General features: G+C 71.3%; 18 protein-coding genes. 11 read left to right on the top strand and 7 right to left on the bottom strand.

Annotation, left to right across the window (positions count from 1 at the left end; all coding sequences use genetic code 11):
- Nucleotides 1-9: 9 nt before the first annotated feature.
- A complete protein-coding gene (locus tag WFJ36_RS08125; RefSeq protein WP_292790429.1) occupies nucleotides 10-681 on the top strand; it encodes a response regulator transcription factor in 672 nt (223 codons plus the stop codon).
- On the top strand, nucleotides 674-1765 hold the full coding sequence (locus WFJ36_RS08120; protein WP_336643091.1) for a sensor histidine kinase: 1092 nt from the start codon (nucleotides 674-676) through the stop codon (nucleotides 1763-1765). The genes WFJ36_RS08125 and WFJ36_RS08120 overlap by 8 nt, the downstream gene beginning before the upstream one ends.
- 70 nt (nucleotides 1766-1835) lie before the next feature.
- On the opposite strand, the gene WFJ36_RS08115 is transcribed toward WFJ36_RS08120, so the two are convergent.
- Nucleotides 1836-3353 carry an SDR family oxidoreductase gene (locus WFJ36_RS08115; RefSeq protein WP_071327866.1) on the bottom strand — a complete coding sequence of 506 codons (1518 nt, stop codon included), beginning with the start codon at nucleotides 3351-3353 and terminating at the stop codon, nucleotides 1836-1838.
- 68 nt (nucleotides 3354-3421) lie between these two features.
- Here WFJ36_RS08115 and WFJ36_RS08110 point away from each other — a divergent pair, with 68 nt between their 5' ends.
- The 6 genes from WFJ36_RS08110 to WFJ36_RS08085 all read left to right on the top strand — a co-directional run bounded on the left by WFJ36_RS08110 (nucleotide 3422) and on the right by WFJ36_RS08085 (nucleotide 7218).
- Entirely contained in the window at nucleotides 3422-4492 is a 1071-nt protein-coding gene (locus tag WFJ36_RS08110) for a M4 family metallopeptidase (protein ID WP_336643090.1), read from the top strand.
- Nucleotides 4467-4778 carry a protealysin inhibitor emfourin gene (locus WFJ36_RS08105; protein WP_071327868.1) on the top strand — a complete coding sequence of 104 codons (312 nt, stop codon included), beginning with the start codon at nucleotides 4467-4469 and terminating at the stop codon, nucleotides 4776-4778. The genes WFJ36_RS08110 and WFJ36_RS08105 overlap by 26 nt, the downstream gene beginning before the upstream one ends.
- Nucleotides 4779-4881: 103 nt before the next feature.
- Nucleotides 4882-5103, top strand: a complete 222-nt coding sequence (locus tag WFJ36_RS08100; protein WP_336643089.1) for a hypothetical protein — start codon at nucleotides 4882-4884, stop codon at nucleotides 5101-5103.
- Between the two features lie 103 nt (nucleotides 5104-5206).
- The gene (locus tag WFJ36_RS08095) at nucleotides 5207-5965 is read left to right on the top strand and encodes a ribonuclease H family protein (RefSeq protein ID WP_071327870.1); all 759 of its coding nucleotides are present in this window, start codon (nucleotides 5207-5209) and stop codon (nucleotides 5963-5965) included.
- Between the two features lie 28 nt (nucleotides 5966-5993).
- Nucleotides 5994-6380 (top strand): DoxX family protein, encoded by a 387-nt coding sequence (locus WFJ36_RS08090; protein ID WP_071327871.1) that lies wholly within the window; start codon nucleotides 5994-5996, stop codon nucleotides 6378-6380.
- 139 nt (nucleotides 6381-6519) lie between these two features.
- Nucleotides 6520-7218 carry a Pr6Pr family membrane protein gene (locus WFJ36_RS08085; RefSeq protein WP_071327872.1) on the top strand — a complete coding sequence of 233 codons (699 nt, stop codon included), beginning with the start codon at nucleotides 6520-6522 and terminating at the stop codon, nucleotides 7216-7218.
- Here the strand turns inward: WFJ36_RS08085 and WFJ36_RS08080 are convergent.
- From WFJ36_RS08080 to WFJ36_RS08065, 4 genes are all read right to left on the bottom strand, one after another.
- On the bottom strand, nucleotides 7209-8561 hold the full coding sequence (locus WFJ36_RS08080) for a flavin monoamine oxidase family protein (protein ID WP_336643088.1): 1353 nt from the start codon (nucleotides 8559-8561) through the stop codon (nucleotides 7209-7211). The genes WFJ36_RS08085 and WFJ36_RS08080 overlap by 10 nt on opposite strands.
- Nucleotides 8562-8656: 95 nt before the next feature.
- Entirely contained in the window at nucleotides 8657-9634 is a 978-nt protein-coding gene (locus tag WFJ36_RS08075) for an SRPBCC family protein (protein ID WP_336643087.1), read from the bottom strand.
- Nucleotide 9635: 1 nt separating this feature from the next.
- Complete coding sequence (locus WFJ36_RS08070) at nucleotides 9636-10040, bottom strand: ArsR/SmtB family transcription factor (protein ID WP_060921761.1); 405 nt, start codon at nucleotides 10038-10040, stop codon at nucleotides 9636-9638.
- A 53-nt stretch (nucleotides 10041-10093) separates the two neighbouring features.
- Nucleotides 10094-10984, bottom strand: a complete 891-nt coding sequence (locus tag WFJ36_RS08065; RefSeq protein ID WP_336643086.1) for a GrpB family protein — start codon at nucleotides 10982-10984, stop codon at nucleotides 10094-10096.
- Between the two features lie 237 nt (nucleotides 10985-11221).
- On the opposite strand from WFJ36_RS08065, the gene WFJ36_RS08060 reads away from it, so the two are divergent.
- Nucleotides 11222-11974, top strand: a complete 753-nt coding sequence (locus WFJ36_RS08060) for an SDR family NAD(P)-dependent oxidoreductase (RefSeq protein WP_071327875.1) — start codon at nucleotides 11222-11224, stop codon at nucleotides 11972-11974.
- 168 nt (nucleotides 11975-12142) lie between these two features.
- On the opposite strand, the gene WFJ36_RS08055 is transcribed toward WFJ36_RS08060, so the two are convergent.
- Nucleotides 12143-12469, bottom strand: a complete 327-nt coding sequence (locus WFJ36_RS08055; RefSeq protein WP_336643085.1) for a DUF7882 family protein — start codon at nucleotides 12467-12469, stop codon at nucleotides 12143-12145.
- Between the two features lie 69 nt (nucleotides 12470-12538).
- Entirely contained in the window at nucleotides 12539-12985 is a 447-nt protein-coding gene (locus tag WFJ36_RS08050; protein ID WP_085604560.1) for a MarR family winged helix-turn-helix transcriptional regulator, read from the bottom strand.
- A 128-nt stretch (nucleotides 12986-13113) separates the two neighbouring features.
- On the opposite strand from WFJ36_RS08050, the gene WFJ36_RS08045 reads away from it, so the two are divergent.
- A complete protein-coding gene (locus WFJ36_RS08045) occupies nucleotides 13114-13350 on the top strand; it encodes a hypothetical protein (protein WP_025104060.1) in 237 nt (78 codons plus the stop codon).
- Nucleotides 13347-13892, top strand: a complete 546-nt coding sequence (locus WFJ36_RS08040; RefSeq protein WP_336643084.1) for a MarR family winged helix-turn-helix transcriptional regulator — start codon at nucleotides 13347-13349, stop codon at nucleotides 13890-13892. The genes WFJ36_RS08045 and WFJ36_RS08040 overlap by 4 nt, the downstream gene beginning before the upstream one ends.
- Nucleotides 13893-13943: the final 51 nt, after the last annotated feature.

Raw genomic sequence — 13943 nt, 5'->3', positions numbered from 1 at the left:
ATCGCTGCCATGCGTGTGCTGATCGTCGAGGACGAGCCCTACCTCGCCGAGGCGGTCCGCGACGGACTGCGACTGGAGGCGATCGCAGCCGACATCGCCGGCGACGGCGACACCGCGCTCGAGCTCCTGAGCATCAACGCGTACGACATCGCGATCCTCGACCGCGACGTGCCCGGTCCGTCCGGTGACGACATCGCGCGGTGGATCGTCGCCTCGGGCAGCGGCATCCCCATCCTCATGCTCACGGCCGCCGACCGCCTCGACGACAAGGCCTCCGGGTTCGAGCTCGGTGCCGACGACTACCTCACCAAGCCCTTCGAGCTGCGGGAGCTGGTGCTGCGGCTGCGTGCCCTCGACCGCCGCCGACAGCGCGCGCGGCCGCCGGTGCTGGAGATCGCGGGGCTGCGCCTCGACCCGTTCCGCCGCGAGGTCTACCGCGACGGCCGCTACGTCGCCCTCACCCGCAAGCAGTTCGCCGTGCTGGAGGTGCTCGTCGATGCCGGGGGCGGGGTGGTCAGCGCCGAGGAGCTGCTGGAGCGGGCGTGGGACGAGAACGCCGACCCGTTCACGAACGCCGTCCGCATCACCGTCTCCTCGCTGCGCAAGCGCCTCGGCGAGCCGTGGCTGATCCTCACGGTGCCCGGCGTCGGCTACCGGATCGGGGCCGACGCGGATGCCTAGGCGGCGGGGGCTGAGCGTCCGCTTCAAGCTGACGCTGAGCTACGCGGGCATCGTCGTCGTCTCCGGGCTCCTGCTGCTCGGGGCCGTGGCGCTCTACCTCCTCAGGTACGTGCCGGATGTGCAGATCCCCGTCGTCGAGTTCTTCGTCCCCAACCGCTCGGATCTGATCCGGGCGTTCGTGCCGGTCGCCGTGCTGGTGATGGTCGCCCTGCTCGCGATCGGTCTCGGCGGCGGCTGGCTGCTCGCCGGACGGATGCTGGCGCCTCTCGACCGCATCGGCGACGCCGCACGGCTCGCGGCGCAGGGCTCCTTGTCGCACCGGATCCGCATGGAGGGCCCGAGCGACGAGTTCCGCGACCTCGCCGACGTCTTCGACACGATGCTGGAGCAGCTGGAGGCACACGTCGCCGAGCAGCAGCGCTTCGCCGCGAACGCCTCGCACGAACTGCGGACACCCTTGGCCATCTCGCAGACGCTCCTCGACGTGGCCCGCACCGATCCCGACCGCGACGTCGACGCCCTGATCGACCGGCTCCGCGAGGTGAACACACGCGCGATCGACCTCACCGAGGCGCTGCTGCTGCTGAGCAGAGCGGATCAGCGTACCTTCCCGCGGACGCTCGTGGATCTGTCGCTCCTGGCCGAGGAATCCGTCGAGGCCCTCCTCCCGCTCGCCGACCGCCGCGGGGTCGAGGTGGAGGTGTCCGGCGTGCCGGCGACCGTGCTCGGCTCCTCCGCCCTGCTGCCGCAGCTCGTCATGAACCTCGTCGCCAACGCGATCGTCCACAACCGCGCGGACGGCGCCGGATCCGTCGCGGTGCGCACGCATTCCCTGCCGCACGCGGTGGCCCTCGTCGTGGAGAACACCGGGGCGGAACTGCACGCCTCCCAGGTCGCGACGCTCGTCGAGCCCTTCCAGCGCGGCACCGAGCGCACGCGCGGGGCGGAGCACGCCGGGGTGGGCCTCGGCCTCGCGATCGTCCAGCGCATCACCCAGACCCACGGCGGCACCCTCGTGCTGACGCCCCGCACCGGCGGAGGTCTCATCGTGACGGTCTGGTTCCCGCACCCCTACCCCGGCTGACCGCTTTCGAATCGCCCGATTGGTCCCTTTCCGGCTCCGGATGGAACCATTCAGGCGATTCGAACGGGCGTCACCAGGGGCTGGGCTCGTAGTCCTTGAGGAAGACGCCGTGGATGTCCTCGCCGGCCTCGCCGCGCACGATGGGGTCGTACACCCGGGCGGCGCCGTCGACCAGGTCGAGCGGGGCGTGGAAGCCCTCCTCCGCCAGTCGCACCTTCGTGTAGTGCGGGCGCTCGTCGGTGATCCAGCCGGTATCGACCGCGGTCATGAGGATGCCGTCCTTCTCCAGCATCTCTCCCGCGCTCGTGCGGGTCAGCATGTTCAGCGCGGCCTTCGCCATGTTCGTGTGCGGGTGGCCCGGGCCCTTGTAACGGCGGGAGAACTGCCCCTCCATGGCGGAGACGTTCACGACGTACTTCCGGCGCGACGACGACGCGGCCATCGACGCCCGCAGCCTGCTGATGAGCAGGAACGGCGCGGTGGTGTTGGCGAGCTGCACCTCGAGCATCTCCAGCGGATCGACCTGATCCACGGACTGCACCCAGCTGTTGACGCGGTTCACGTCCGGCACGAGGCCGCCCGCATCGATCGCCGTGCCGTCCGCGTGCTTCTCGAGCGAGGAGGAGCCGGGGGCCATCGCGAGCCGGGCGAGGTCTTCGGCCGTGAGCGCCTGTCCGCCTTGCTCCGCGACCGTGCCGCCGAGCGCCGCGACCGAGAGCAGCGGGTGCGCGTCGACCGACGCCTGCAGCGCCTGCGGGTGCGGGTCGACGGTGTGCCCGAAGGTCTCCATCTCCGGCAGCGGACCGTCCGGCAGCGGCTGGAGCTCCGCGTCGGCGAGCAGCGAGTACGCCCCGGGCGAGCGGCGGACCGTCTGCGCGGCGTTGTTGATGAGGATGTCGAGCGGGCCCTGCGCGGCGACCGAGTCGGCGAGCCCGATCACCTGGGCGGGGTCGCGGAGGTCGATGCCGACCACGCGCAGCCGGTGCAGCCAGTCGCCCGCATCCGGCAGGGCCGAGAACCGGCGCACGGCGTCCCGCGGGAACCGGGTGGTGATCGTGGTGTGCGCACCATCACGGAGGAGGCGCAGCGCGATGTGCATGCCGATCTTCGCGCGGCCGCCCGTGAGCAGGGCGCGCTTGCCGGTGAGGTCGGTGCGGGCGGTGCGCTTGCCGTGGCTGAAGCGCGCGCAGTCCGGGCAGAGCTGGTGGTAGAAGGCGTCGACGAGCGTGTACGGCTGCTTGCAGATGTAGCAGTTGCGGGGCTTCAGGAGCTCGCCGGCGATGGGCGCGTCCACCACGCTCGTGGCGAGGTCGTTGCCGCGGGTCTCGTCGTCGATGCGGTCGGGGGCACCGGTGGCGGTGCGGGCGACGACGGCCTTGTCCGCCTCGGCGATCGCATCCCGGATCTCCTTGCGCCGCACGCGCTTGACCGCCTTGAACATGGCCGCGGTCGCGTGGCGCACGGCCACGAAGTCGGGGTGCTCGTTGTCGATCGTGTGCAGCTCGGCGAGGACGCGCAGCGTCGTGGCGAGGTCGTCGGGGTCGATGCCGGGGCCCAGGTCGGGGGTGGCGTCGGGCGCGTCGGTCATTAGGCCGATTTTACGCGACCGTCCTGGGGGTCTCCTGCCGTGTCCGATCCCCGGCGTAGGGTCGACGCATGAGCAGCGCAGAATCCTTCCCGCATCCCGGCGTCGTCCCCTCCTACCTGCTCGCGCGCCTGGCGGAGTCGGGTCGGTTCCCGAAAGCCGCCGCCGCCGCCCGGCAGACGCTCACCGCGGGCCGCCCGCCGTTCCGCGCCCGCATCGACCTCTCGATCGACGAGAACGGCGACCTCGTCGCGCAGCTCTCGGATGCGCCGAACCGCACGATCAGCGACGCCGGCAACACGCAGCAGCTCCCGGGGGCCGTGGTCCGCACGGAAGACGACGAGCCCGTCGCCGACACCGCGGTCAACGAGGCGTTCGACGGCCTGGGCGCGACGTTCGAGATGCTGCTGTCCGCGTTCGGCCGCAACTCGCTCGACGACGCCGGCGCTCCTCTCGACGCGACCGTCCACTACGGCGTCGACTACGACAACGCCTTCTGGGACGGCGAGCGCATGGTGTTCGGTGACGGCGACGGCGAGGTGTTCCAGCACTTCACCGGCTCGCTCACCGTGATCGGGCATGAGCTCGCCCACGGCGTCGTGCAGCACACGGCGAACCTGGAGTATCAGGGCCAGCCGGGCGCACTGAACGAGTCCGTGGCCGACGTGTTCGGCGCCCTCACCGAGCAGTACGCCCTGGGGCAGTCCGCCGACCAGGCGAGCTGGCTCATCGGGGCGGAGATCTTCACGGATGCGGTGGAGGGGTCGGCCCTGCGCTCCATGATCGCGCCGGGCACGGCCTACGACGACGATGAACTCGGGAAAGACCCGCAGCCCGACCACATGAGCGGATTCGTGCGCACCACCGAGGACAACGGAGGCGTGCACATCAACTCCGGCATCCCGAACCGCGCCTTCGCCCTCTTCGCCCTCGACCTCGGCGGCAACGCCTGGGAGCGCGCCGGCATGGTCTGGTACCGGGCACTCACCGGCGGGCTGTCGAGCACCGCGACCTTCACCGCCTTCGCCGACGCCACAGTCGCCGCGGCAGCCACGGTCGATCAGGAGACCGTCGCCGCCGCTCGACGCGCGTGGACGACCGTGGGAGTCTATGAGGATGACCGAGGACCCGACGCCGCCTGACGCCCCCGTCGTCATCGCCGTCGTGCGCTCGGGAGGTCTCGCCGGCATCCGTCGCCAGTGGCGTGTGGAGGCCGAGCCGCCGGACGCCGAGGAATGGATCGGCCTCATCGACAGCTGCCCCTGGGACGACGACGTCGACACGGAGCCCGGGGCCGACCGGTTCGTGTGGAGCATCCGCGCCCGCACCCCGTCCGAGCGCCGGGAGCGGGAGCTGCCCGACTCCGCCGTGGACGGTCCGTGGCGCACCCTCGTCGACGCCGTGCGGGAGGCCGCGCGCGCGGAGTGAGCCGCGATCGCAGAGTCGCACCCCCGTCGCAGGATGCCGCCCGATCCCTGCGACCTCGGTGGGAAACCGCGACCTCGCGCCGCCCTGGGGTGACAATGGAGACATGGGACTCTTCCAGCAGCGACCGGAGGAAGAAGAGAAGCAGTGGGGACTCCCCTCTGAGCCTCTCGAGACCTCGGCCGCAGACACGCTCGACGACGCGCCGACGGTCGACCCGCTGACCCTCGGCCTCGACACCCCGTCCTCGGTGAGTTCCATCGTGTTCCCCGTCGCCCCGCCCGCTCCCGAGGCCGCGAGCACCGAGAACGCCGACCCCGAGGACTGACGCCCGCACGGCATCGCTGTTTCGCACTCCCGTCGCAGCTTCCGCGGGAATCCGTGCGACCGCGGCGCGAGAGTGCGTCCGCGGCCAGCGATACGGTGGACGGATGACCATCACCGCCGCCGCAGACGGCTCCGCCCTGGGCAACCCCGGCCCGAATGGCTGGGCCTGGTACATCGACGACGCGAACTGGGCGGCCGGCGGCTCCCCGCACGGCACGAACAACCAGGGCGAGCTCCGCGCCGTCCTCGAACTGCTCCGGGCGACGGCCGGCACCGACGAGAAGCTGCTGATCGAGTGCGACAGCCGCTACGTGATCGACTCCGTGACGAAGTGGATGCCGGGCTGGAAGCGCCGCGGATGGCGGAAGTCCGACGGCGGGCCCGTGCTGAACCGCGACCTCCTCGAAGGGATCGACGAGGCCCTGCGCGGTCGCGACGTCGAGTTCTCCTGGGTCAAGGGCCACGCCGGGCACCCGCTGAACGAAGCCGCCGACGAGCGCGCGAACGCCGCCGCCAAGGCCTATCAGCAGAAGCAGGAGCCGCGTCGAGGCCCCGGGTTCACCCGCGCGACCGATGCCGGAGCCGCCGTCGCCGCCTCCGCCCCGGTCGCCGCTGCCGCCGCGGAAGCCCCGGCATCCTCCGCGACGGCAGCCTCGTCCCGCACCCCGAACCCCGTCGCGGAGGCGGAGTTCGCCGCGCCGCTGTGGGCCGAGACCTCCGATCTCCTCGACGGACTCGACCTCGCGCAGGACGACCCCATCGTGCTGCAGGTGCCGCTGTCCCCCGACGAGCACGCCCGTCTCCGCGACCGCGCCGAGGCCCAGGGAATCGCCTTGGAAGAAGCGCTCCGCCGCCTGATCTGACGGAGACCGCGAGGCGTACACTCGCACCATGTCGACTCCCCGCACCATCGGCCGGATCTTCCTCGGCGCCGCGCTCGTGTTCGCCGGCGTCTCCCACCTCACGGTCGCCCGCGAGGAGTTCCAGGCGCAGGTTCCGGAATCGCTGCCGCTCGATCCGGACACCACGGTGCTCGCGTCCGGCGTCGCGGAGGTCGCGCTCGGATCCGCGCTCCTCTTCACCCGTCGCCGCCGTCGCACGGTCGGCACCGTCGCCGCGCTCTTCTTCGCGGCGGTCTTCCCCGGCAACGTGGCGCAGTGGATGCATCATCGCGACGGCTTCGGCCTCGACACCGACATGAAGCGCTTCGTGCGACTGTTCTTCCAGCCGGCGCTCATCGCGCTGGCCCTGTGGTCGACGCGCGCCCCGCGCCGCTGACCCGCTCCGCCACAGCAGGCCCTCGCGCGAGAACAGGCCCCCACGTCCGCCCGCGCCTGAACCCGCGCGACGGCCTGATGCGGCGTCACCCCGGGTCGGCTCCGTAGACTCGGCGGATGGCGGAAAGGACGAGGCGACGGTGAGCAGGCGCACCGTCTTCGGCCTGCTCCGGCTCACCGCCGCCGCCGTCTGCCTCATCGCGCTGATCCACCGCCTCGCGTGGGGACTCGCGTCGAACACCATCGCGAGCCAGAACTTCTTCGCGTACCTGACGAACCAGTCGAACATCGCCTTCGTCGTCCTCCTCACCGTCGCCGGGGTCCTCGCACTGCGTCGGGCCCGCGACCCGCGGTGGCTCACGGTGGCGCTCGCCCTCGTGCTCACCTGGACTATCACGGCGGGGCTCGTGTTCGCGATCCTCGTCTGGCAGGCCGGAGTCCGGGGGATCCGCATCGACGTGCCGTGGTCGGATCAGGTGCTGCACTTCTGGCTGCCCGCAGTGACGGTCGCCGCCTGGGCCCTGGCCCCGGGACATCGGGCGGTGCCGTGGCGGGTGATCCCGGTGACCCTGGCCTACCCGGTGCTGTGGGGCGTCGCGACGCTCATCCGCGGACCACTGATCGGCTGGTACCCGTACTACTTCCTCGACCCGCGGCAGGTGAGCGGTCCCGTCGAGTTCACCGTCTCCTGCGCGATCGCGCTGGCCGCCTTCGCCACCGTGGCGACCGCGCTCGTGCTCATCAGCCGCCTGCCGGACCCGTGGGATCGCGCACCCACCGAGCCTCCGCCCGAGGAGCGTGCCCCGGCCGAGGCCGCACGCGAGACGGTTCAGGCGTAGAGCGCCAGCGACGCGAGCGCCGCCTCGACGGCCTCCGCGTCCCCGAGCTCCGCGAAGTCCCGCGCCGCCGCACCGCCCACGATCCCGACGAGCACGTTCTCGCCGGTCGAGGGGCGGAGGTTGATCCACGTGGGGATCGCGATGTCGTCGCCGACCGCGTGCCAGATCGCCTCATCACCGTCCCAGAAGGGCTCGTCCCATCGCAGCCACACCGTCTCGATCGCGCCCATGCCGAGCGCGGACACGGCGCCGCGGTTGTCGAACGGCAGCGGCGGATCGAACTCGATGGCCTGCTCCTGCAGCACCCCGAGCGGCACCGTCAGCAGCACCCGGTCGAAGGAGAGGGCTTCCCCGGTGCCGAGGCGCACACTCACCCCGGTGTCGTCCCACGCGAGGCGCGTGACCGGCGAGCTGAGCCCGACCTTCACCCCGTCCAGGGCACTCTCGATGAACGGGGTCAGGTCGTCGCCGACTCCCTGCAGCGCTGCATCGGGAAGCGGCGGGGCGAACCAGCTCGACAGGTCGGCGGCGTCCGCACCCGTCCGTGCCGCGAGGAGCGCGAGGAGCGCGGCGGTCGCGGGGTCCTCCGGGTCGATGCCGGCCGCCACCAGGGCGTCCGCCACGGAAGAGTCCTGCGGGGCGGACTGCGCCGTGGTCACCGCGGCTTCCACGGGCTGCGGATCCACGGGGTCGACGTCACCCTCGGCCGAGCGCCACCGCGCGCCGTCGAGGTCGACGAGGTCCATGTCCCCTTCGTCGATCGTCTCGAGCAGCTCCGCGTCGGCCTCGCCGAACAGCCACGCGCCGAGCTGCACCGGAACCGGCCAGTCGTCTTCCGCGCGGGAGAGGATCCGACCGCCGACGCGGTCGCGCGCTTCGAACACCGTCACCTGCAGGCCGTCCTCCGCGAGCTGCGCGGCCGCGGTCGCCCCGGCGATCCCGGCGCCGATCACGGCCACCCGCTCGCCGTCCTCGGCGGCGACGATGAGCTCCCGCGCGGCACGGCGGCCCGAGCGCAGGGCTCCCCGGACGGTACCCGGCGCCTCGTCGTCGGTCGCCTCGCCCGCGAAGAAGAGCCGGTCGTCGACGGACTGCGCGAGCGCCGCACGGGTCGCGGCGAGCACCCCCACGGGAGTGAAGCTCGCGGCGCCCCGGGCGAAGGGGTCGGTGGTCCAGGTGCTGCGGACGCTCCCGCTCGGGGCGGGGACGCCGGGCGGCGGCTCCGGTTCGCGCGTGCGGGTGGGGGTCGGCGTCGGCTCCGGCTCCGGGGTGCAGGAGGCGAGAAGCACCGAGACGGCACCGGCTCCGGCGCCGAGGAGCAGGGTACGGCGCGTGATCCTCATCGTGCCGCCACTTTATCCCGCTTTCGCACAGGCAGAAGCGCCGGAACAGGCGGCTCTCCACGAGAGCCGCCTGTTCCGGCGCGAGTGCCTGGGTGTCAGACGGACAGCAGCTCCCGCTCCAGTCGCGCGAACGAGGCCTCCATGCCGTCGGCCATGCCGGTGGCGAGGATCATGTCGCGCGTCTCCTTGTCCGGGTACTCGATGAGCACCGTGACGAGGGTCGCGCCGTCCTCCTCGTAGAGGTTGAGGTCGTTGAGCGTCTCGGTCGGCATGCCCTGCATCCGCTCGGTGGTGACGGCGCGCTTCGGGGCGTCGATCAGCAGTGCCTCCCCCTCGAATCCGAACGGCTCACCCTCCGTGTCGCCCACGGGCGCCCAGGAGTTCCGGTACGACTGGCCGACCTCGGTCGCCGACACGCACTCGGTCATCTCCCACCCGTCCGGGCCGAGCATCCACTGCCGGATGAGGTCGGGCTCGAAATGGGCGCGCCACACCAGCTCGCGCGGACCCTCGACGAGCCGGGTGATGCGCACGTGCGTGTCATCCAGCAGCTCCACCCGCGTGCCCTTGCCCTGCGCGTAGTCGCGGAGGTCGTGCAGCACGGCGTCGAGCTGGGCCATGGCCATCCGGGTGCCCTCCACCGCGCCCATCGCGACGACCTGCTCGAGCGCCTCGGCGGACGCGAAGTGGCTCGTGTTGACCATGCGCGTGCCCTCGGCCGTCGGCTCGAACGTGAAGGTCATGCGCATGGAGGGGAGGTTCGCGTCCGGCGTGCCGTCCTCGTCGGCGAACGAGTCGAGCACCGTGAAGCTGCGCGGCGCGTCGATCTCCAGGAACTCCCAGGTGCCGGAGGCCTTCTCCCCGCGAGGGCCGTTCATCGTGTACACGGCTCGGCCGCCGACGGTGTGGTCCCACTGGGTGAAGGTGGCCGGCCAGCCGGGAGGACCCCAGAACCGCTCGAGCTGCTGCGGGTGGGTGTAGGCGGCCCAGACGCGCTCGACGGGCGCGGCGAGGTCGGCGACGACGGTCATGGTGAGGTTCTCGGCATCCGTGATGATGTCCGTGACAGGCATGTCAGTCTCCTTGCGATTCGTTGCGTTGACTGCTGGTGGGGTCGGTGGAGGCCGGCTTCCCCGCGGGCGGGGACGGCTCGGCCAGGAGATCGTCGAGCCGGGCGATACGAGACCGCCACAGCTCTTCGTATCGGGCGAGGAGCGCCCTGGCGCGGGCGATCATCTCGGGGTTCGCGCGGACGAGCCGCTCGCGTCCCTCGGCGCGCTTGACGATGAGGTTCGCCGCCTCCAGCACGGCCACGTGCTTCTGGACCGCGGCGAACGACATCTCGTACTCGGAGGCGAGTGTCGAGACGGACTGCTCCCGCTCGATCGTCCGGCGCAGGATGTCCCGCCGGGTCGACGTCGCCAGTGCGTGGAACACACGGTCGACCTCCGCTTCGCTCAACTCCGTTTGTGCAACCATTTGGTTGTACGTTAGACCCGTGTCGCGGGCGTGTCAAGAGTGCTTCGCGGCACTCACGCCCCAGCCCTGCCCGGCACCCACCCGGTCGCCCGCGCCCAGGCCTCCATCTCCCCCTGCGCCCGGTCGAACCAGTGGTCCTTCGCCCGCGCGTAGTCGTCGAAGTCGCGGTCGTCCCGGTGCGCGGAGGCCAGCGCGGTCTTGAGCGCCGCGTACTCGTCGCGCGCCTCCGGGTCCGCCCGCAGCCAGTCCCGGAACAGGAGGGCGTACCGCGCGTTCGACGCCTCGACGCGCCGCACATGCACGATCGCCCGCGCCCTGGCGTCCACGCTCGCGAACAGGCGTTTCGCCCACTCGTCCTGGTTGCCGCCGCACCGCGCGTTGTCGCGGGAGACGCCCGGCGCGTCCGGCACGATGCGCTGCACGTTCACGAAGCCGGCGTCCCCGAGGCGCTGCTCCGCGGCATCCGCGTCCGCGAGGTCGCGCACCCCCACCTGGAGGTCGATGATCGGTTTGGCGCGCAGCCCTGGCACGGCCGTCGAGCCGATGTGATCGACCCGCACCGGGACGCCGTCGAACGCCGAGGCGACGCGGGCGCCGAGGCGAGCGGCATCCGCCGCCCAGCGCGGCGACCACGACTCGAGGATCGGCGGCGTGTCTGGAGGGAGTCGCCGAGCCCTCCGGCGCTCCTCGACCTCCGCCGCTCGGGCGAGGAAGCGGGACAGGCCTTCCTCGTCGCCGTCCGCGAGAAGCCCGTCGCACCAGGCGGGGCCAGACACATCGCCGACGCCGAGCACGAGATGAGCCGTTGCGGAGGCGTGCGCCACGGTGGCCGCGTCGACGGACCCGAGTCCCGTCACGACCGCGTCCGGCCGCGCCGCACGCAGGCGGCGCACGACCGCGCCATGACCCTCCCCGACGACGACCAGGGCGAGGGGTGAGAACACGTCAGCCCCCGGAGAGCCTTCGGAATCATCTGCGAGCGGGTGCACTGGTCGCCTCCTCGGGATTCGTCCCGCCGGAATCGGTACTCCCGCGGCAGACGGTTCCCACAGCGTAGCCAGGCGGTCGAGCATTTCCATTCACATGAATCCACACCGGTATTCCGGGCGTAGGCTGGAGGGAAGGACGGACCGTCCGAGAAGATCTCCCGGCACCGCGCCCGCCCGGGAAGGAGCCCGAAAGTGGCTCAGTACGACGTCTCGAACCGCTCGGCGATCGTGACGGGAGCGGGCAGCGGCATCGGCCGCGCGGTCGCCCTGCTGCTGGCGCAGAACGGCGCGGCGGTGGTGGTGAACGACCTGAACGCGGAGCACGCGAACGCGGTCGTCGAGGAGATCCGCGCCGCCGGCGGCACCGCGGAGGCGTCGGTCGGCGACGCGACGGACCCGGCCTGGATCGCCTCGTCGGTCGAGCTCGCCAACTCGCTCGCCCCGCTCCGCATCGGCGTCAACAACGCCGGCATCGGCGGCGCGACGGCACCCACCGCGGACTACGAGGAAGACGCGTGGGACAAGGTGATCGCCATCAACCTCAACGCCGTGTTCCGCAACATGAAGGCGCAGATCCCGTCGATCCTCTCCAATGGCGGCGGCTCGGTCGTGAACATCGCCTCGATCCTCGGCAGCGTCGGCTTCGCAGGCTCCCCCGCCTACGTCACCGCCAAGCACGGCGTCGTCGGCATGACGAAGACCGCCGCCCTCGAGTACTCGGCGCAGGGCGTCCGCGTGAACTCGGTCGGCCCCGGCTTCATCGACACCCCGCTCCTGGCGAACATGGGCGACGAGGCGAAGGACTTCCTCGTGTCGAAGCACCCGATCGGGCGCCTCGGCCAGGCCGAGGAGGTCGCGAACCTCGTGGTGTTCCTCGCGAGCGACGCCGCGAGCTTCATCACCGGCAGCTACCACCTGGTCGACGGCGGTTACACCGCCCTCTGACGAAGAAACGGCATCCGACTGCCGGGAACCCGAATCCCGGCGGCCGGATGCCGCGGTCGGCGATCGAGAGCCCCCGCTCCGTTCTCGCCGTAGCCGTCACCGTCCGGGAATCCGAGAGCCCTTGAAGAGGATCCCGAGGCGGTGAGGCAGGTCTGCACCCCTCCGTGATCAGGCGGACAGCGCGTGCAGTTCGCGCGATACCGCATCGAGCGCGAGCTCGGGGTCGGTGAGGTCGAGCCCGCCGGTCGAACCCGCGGCCTGCATGAGACGGGCCAGCAGCGGCCGCTGGAGGGTGACCGGTGTCTCGACGACGAAGCGGATCGGGATGGACGCGTGGATCCACAGCGTCTCGGTGCGGTCGGCGCCGGTCTCCACCGTGAGCGCGAACGGCTCGTTGCGCCGCAGCTTGGTGACGGTGGCGGCGCGAAGGTGGGCGAGCAGCTCGTCGTCGATCTCGATCGGCTCGGCGAGGTTCGCGTAAGTGAGGGTTCCCATGATCTTCTCCTCGTGGCAGAAAAGCTGGACGAGGATAGTTTACTAGTTTAACTAGTTAAATCAAATCGATCAGGGGAGATCGCCGAGTTCGTCGGTCAGGCGGCGCAGGAAGCGGGAGATCACGGTCGCCTCCTCTGCGGTGAACTCGCCTTCGATGGCGGCCACGCGCTGCGCCAGCTCGTCGCCCTGTCCGTGCAGATCGCGGAGCGACGGCCGGAGGACCTTGGACCGCGCATCCAGGGGGTGAGGCGCGACGACGATCTGCCCCCGCTCCGACATCCGTCGCACGACGCTCGTGACGGCGGCCGTACTGATGCCGAGGTAGGTGGCGAGGTCGCGGGGAGTGACGGGCTTCTCGACGGGCGCGGTGCTGATGAAGTGCATCGCCGCACGGTCGGTATCGTTGGGTTCGCGCCGGGCGGCGAGACGGCGGTTCAACTGCGCGTCGGCGCGACGGAAGTCGTCGACATCGCGAGCGAGCGCTGAGGTCGTGACGTCGGTACTCGTGTTTCCCATGCAGAGATCCTCCTTCCCCGAACTCCATGGTACCTCGGCAACCTGACAGTAAGGCTGTCTAGCGATATCGGGTGCGACCAGGGACTTCCGGAGGTGCGATGATGGAACCCTGCCCCCGAAAGGATGCCATGCCCGAGCCACTGAGCCTCGAGGAGGCGTCGTACATCCGCTACGCCGATCTGCTCGCACGCCTGGAGGAACTCTTCCCCTCCGTCTCGCGACGCCGGATCGAGCAGATCATCGCCGCCGAGACCGATGCGATCACGGGCGGTCTTCTGCGCATCGTCCCGGCCGAGGTCGAGACCGGCGCGATGGAGATGCTCGAGCGGGAGGCCGGTTCCAGCGACGAAGGAGAGGTCGCGTGACCGACAGCACCGGTGAGTTCCACGCCTCCGGATACTGGTACCCCGACAGCGAGCGCGCCACCACGGTCGACGTGCTCAACATGCTGCGGCGCTACCGCAGTGCCGAGACGGCGATGCGCGCCCGCACGCGCGCGTCCATGGGCATGAACGAGACCGACCTCGTCGCCCTCCGGTTCCTGTTGCGCGAGCAGAAGGCCGGGCGCATCGTGCGGCCCATCGATCTGGCGCGCATGCTCGACATCTCCACCGCGTCGACGACGACGCTCATCGACCGGCTGGAGAAGGGCGGGCACGCCCGCCGCGAACCGCACCCGACCGACCGCCGCGCCGGGATCGTCGTGCCCACTGTCAGCAGCGACGACGAGGTGCGCGCGACACTCGGTGCGATGCACCGTCGGATGCTCTCCCTCGTGGACGACCTCTCCGATGAGGAGCGTGTGGTCGTCATGCGGTTCCTCGTCGGGATGACCGCCGCGATCCAGGAGGCCGCCGAGGCGGACGCCGTGCACGGCAGCGCCGACCTCGTGGACGAGCCGGCCTAGTCCGACGCTTTCCGCGGACGACGCGTGTCCAGGAAGCCCGCGACCATGTCG

The sequence above is a fragment of the Microbacterium sp. MMO-113 genome, from assembly GCF_037148555.1.
In the GTDB taxonomy this organism is placed as follows: domain Bacteria; phylum Actinomycetota; class Actinomycetes; order Actinomycetales; family Microbacteriaceae; genus Microbacterium.
This window is presented reverse-complemented; position numbering and strand designations above follow the sequence as displayed.